This is a genomic window from Bacillus cereus group sp. BfR-BA-01492, from assembly GCF_022662815.1.
GTDB classification, from domain to species: domain Bacteria; phylum Bacillota; class Bacilli; order Bacillales; family Bacillaceae_G; genus Bacillus_A; species Bacillus_A cereus_BD.
This window is the reverse complement of the sequence record NZ_JAKUEH010000039.1, coordinates 1-2,830: the sequence shown is the minus strand read 5'-3', so window position 1 is coordinate 2,830 and position 2,830 is coordinate 1. Positions and strand designations below refer to the sequence as shown.

Sequence of the window (2,830 nt, the reverse complement as noted above, 5' to 3'; positions counted from 1 at the left end):
CGAATTCATAGTAGCATTGGTTATAAAACTCCTCAAGCAATAGAAGATCTAGCTAAAAAGGTAGCTTAGATTTAACTTTTTTGTGTCCAAAATATTGACTCAAATCCAAAACAAATTAGTACATCTCCTTATAGTTACATCAATATAGTTATTAATAACATTATACAAAACTTATTTGTTTAGAATAGATAAAAATTGTAACAAATAATTCTTTTAAAGAAATGGAGATTTATAAATGGGAAAAAGTCAAAGAGATAAAGGAATGAGACGTGAAAGAGAATTTGCTAGTTTAATAGGTGGTGCTCGTGTACCGCTCTCTGGTGCGATGGACGGGTATTCAAATGATGTGAAGGGTTTAGGTCTTGAATGGGAAGTAAAAGCGAGGAAAGAAGGATTCAAGACGTTATATAACTGGTTGGAGGATGAACGTGAACAGCCAGATGCATTAGCAATAAAAGCGGATAGAAAACCGTGGTTGGTAGTTATGCCGTTGGATACATTTTTGAAAATAGTGAAGGAGTGAGAGTATGTTGGATATTGCCCTACCTGTTCTTAACAAAGAGCAGACGAAAAAGCATGTGCTTCAAGCTTTGAAAAAGTATCACTTATTTTTATCAAGTATAGATGAAAGAGATATAGAGCGTGTACAAGATGGTAAGGTGAACGGCATGAGTAAAACAGTTCTAGAACGGATTAACTATATTCTAGAAATAAGAAAAGGTGTAGAGAAGCTGAATATGTTGGATAAACAACTTATTGAATTAGCGTATCTAGGGAAAGAGAAGCCTAGTTGGATAAAAATGTGTAGGATATTGAATATGTCTCAGCCGGATTATTATAGAAAGAGGAATAAAGCTTTGTGTGAATTGGCTTACAGATTGGGAATTGAGGTAGAAAAATGAGAACCACTTAATGTAGTGGTTCTTTTTTTATTTGAATATAGAAATTAAATGTTTATTATGTAATACTATTCTAAGGAAAATATTGAAAGAGATATAATCTGAAAAGGAGTGTAGGTTTGTAATGAGTCGAAAACTTCTAGTAGACATTCTTGAAGAGACTATAGAAGATTTGAAGGACGAGATTAAAGCTGAGATTAAGGATGATGTAAAAGAGATAGTAAAAACAAAGATAATAGAAATAGCAAGTGAGGATCTAGAAAAGAAACGAGAAACAAAAGTGGTTGAAACGAATGTAGAAAAGGTAGATGTAAAAGAAAAGGGGAAATTAGATGTAATTGGCTTTATTTATTATAATGTCTGTCCGGTAATATTTGCTTTAGGTATTTATATATTGATTGCGTATGTTTATTTCTTTTTAACGAAAAACTTTTTTTATTTTGTAGCAAATAATTTAAATATATTAATTGATAGCAAAGTATACTTGTATATAACTTTTTGGCTTGTTGTAAGTATATTAAATGTTATAGTGGCATTTGGTTTTTATAGATTAAAACAAAATAAAAATACTATATTTCTTTATGGGATATTTGAAGTTGGATTTGGGTTTGTAACTGTTGCAATGGCAGGTTTAACTTTTATAAAAAGTCCTATGGAATTTTGGGGTACAGATATAAAAAGTTACTTTGCATTTTATGCGAGTATTTATGTAATAGTTAGAGGATTTGAAACAACAAAGAAACATTTTGATGGTTTAAATAAAACACCGAAAGTACTTGGGATTGACTTATCTAAAGAAAGAATGATTGAAAGGTTTTTTACTCGTTTTTTAAAATTTAAATAAGCTTTAAGAGATTAGGTAGCTGGTTATCGTGATAAGTTTAATTAGCTACTTTTTTATTAGAAATAAAGAATTTATTATAAAACAACCCTATACATATGTTTGGTGGTGTGGTATAATAAATATATAAGGAGGTGAGAAAATGCTAGACGAAATGTTAAAAGTCCTTCAAGTTATCTTCTACATAGTCTCAATCGCTTGGATAGTTGCTCAGCCTTCCGAAAAAAGCGATAAGAAAGACGATAAGTAAGATAACCGAAGAACTTCACCACAGGGAAGCTAGTTACAGCTCGCTTCTCTTAATAAAATTATAACACGTCTAGTTAATAAAATGAAAAAGAACAATAAAACATTTATATTCTCTTTAATATTAGCGTGTTTTGCTGTTATTGGAATTCGACAAATGTGGCAAAATATATTTACTGATATTGTAACGGCAATCATGCTGATTTTAACAATTATTTTGGTAGTTAAAGACATACGAGGTGGAAGAAAATGAAGTATCATTTGGATTCAAGAGAAGAGGTTGAAAACTTCATTTGTAATGAAGTTCTTACTACAGGCGAAGCATCTGAAATACTAGGTGTAAAACGTGCAAGAATGAGCCAATTAATTAAGGAAGGAAAGTTAACTCCTGTAAAAAAATTGGACAAGGTTAGTTTATTTCTACGTGCAGATGTAGAAGCAAAGAAAAAGGAATTAGAAGCGTTAAGGGAAAAGTATCAACCTTATAATAAGTCAGAGTGAGCCATCTGTAAAAATGGATGGCTTCTTTTAGAGAATTTAATTACGGAAATGATTATCTATCCAATATAAATTTTTTTTGGTGGTTAGGATATTTTTATATTATTTTAAGTATGATATATATCAAGATTTATTTTTATGTGTAGATATAACAGTAAATTGGAAAGTTAGAAGTAGTATGTTCTTAAATATATATTTACTTAAAAATTTTGAAGTTTTTAGTGGGATTTGAAAATATTGGATTTGAGTCAATATTTTGGACACAAAAAAGTTAAATCTAAGCTACCTTTTTAGCTAGATCTTCTATTGCTTGAGGAGTTTTATAACCAATGCTACTATGAATTCG

At 30.1% G+C, this 2,830-nt stretch carries 4 protein-coding genes; all 4 read left to right on the top strand.

What is annotated here, in order from left to right:
• The first annotated feature begins 235 nt into the window (after positions 1–235).
• The 4 genes from MR063_RS21360 to MR063_RS21345 all read left to right on the top strand — a co-directional run bounded on the left by MR063_RS21360 (position 236) and on the right by MR063_RS21345 (position 2,487).
• On the top strand, positions 236–523 hold the full coding sequence (locus tag MR063_RS21360; protein WP_098637362.1) for a hypothetical protein: 288 nt from the start codon (positions 236–238) through the stop codon (positions 521–523).
• A gap of 4 nt (positions 524–527) precedes the next feature.
• Entirely contained in the window at positions 528–902 is a 375-nt protein-coding gene (locus MR063_RS21355; RefSeq protein WP_242201317.1) for a DUF1492 domain-containing protein, read from the top strand.
• A 121-nt stretch (positions 903–1,023) separates the two neighbouring features.
• The gene (locus MR063_RS21350) at positions 1,024–1,743 is read left to right on the top strand and encodes a hypothetical protein (RefSeq protein WP_242201315.1); all 720 of its coding nucleotides are present in this window, start codon (positions 1,024–1,026) and stop codon (positions 1,741–1,743) included.
• A 492-nt stretch (positions 1,744–2,235) separates the two neighbouring features.
• Entirely contained in the window at positions 2,236–2,487 is a 252-nt protein-coding gene (locus MR063_RS21345) for a helix-turn-helix domain-containing protein (RefSeq protein WP_044810245.1), read from the top strand.
• Positions 2,488–2,830: the final 343 nt, after the last annotated feature.